The following is a 745-nucleotide window of genomic DNA, read 5'->3' on the forward strand; positions in this document are numbered from 1 at the left end:
TCAGCAGAAGGAACGATCCTTGGATTGCCGCCAATGGTGCAAGATAACAACGCGCAATACACGACAAACTTCACTGTTTCCATCGAAGCGGCGGAAGGCGTGACAACCGGTATTTCAGCGGCGGATCGCGCTCGAACCGTTCAAGCGGCAGTAGCAAAAGAAGCTAAAGCGGCAGATTTGGTGCAACCGGGGCACATTTTCCCATTGGCTGCGCAAGATGGTGGCGGTGTTGACTCGCGCGGGTCATACCGAGGCAGGCTGCGACCTTGCTCGTTTAGCGGGTTTCGAACCAGCCTCTGTTATCGTTGAAATCCTTAATGACGATGGCACCATGGCGCGCCGACCTGATTTGGAAGTTGTTTGCTGAGCAACATGGTCTCAAACTCGGCACCATTGCCGATTTGATTGAGTATCGAAACAATACCGAAACCACGATTGAACGCGTTGCAGAGTGCAAGCTACCCACTGAGTTTGGTGAGTTTGATCTGATAACGTACCGCGACACCATTGATAATCAAATCCACTTTGCTTTGCGTAAAGGCACGGTGGGTGATCAAACGCCACTGGTTCGTGTTCACTTGCAAGACACCTTTACCGATTTACTGCGCAGCGATCGTAACGCTGAGCGCAGTTGGACGCTTGATAAAGCGATGAAGCGTATTGGCCAAGAAGGGGCGTTCTGGTGATCGTGGGTAATGAGGAGTCACCGTGAGCTGCTGATTCACCTGTCAAAATGTTTGAAGCA

General features: G+C 51.5%; 1 pseudogene. It reads left to right on the forward strand.

The features are described from left to right. Window positions 1–706, forward strand: a pseudogene (locus CIK04_RS28135) (3,4-dihydroxy-2-butanone-4-phosphate synthase); the annotation flags it as partial. Window positions 707–745: the final 39 nt, after the last annotated feature.

It is taken from the genome of Vibrio sp. 03_296, assembly GCF_002265885.1.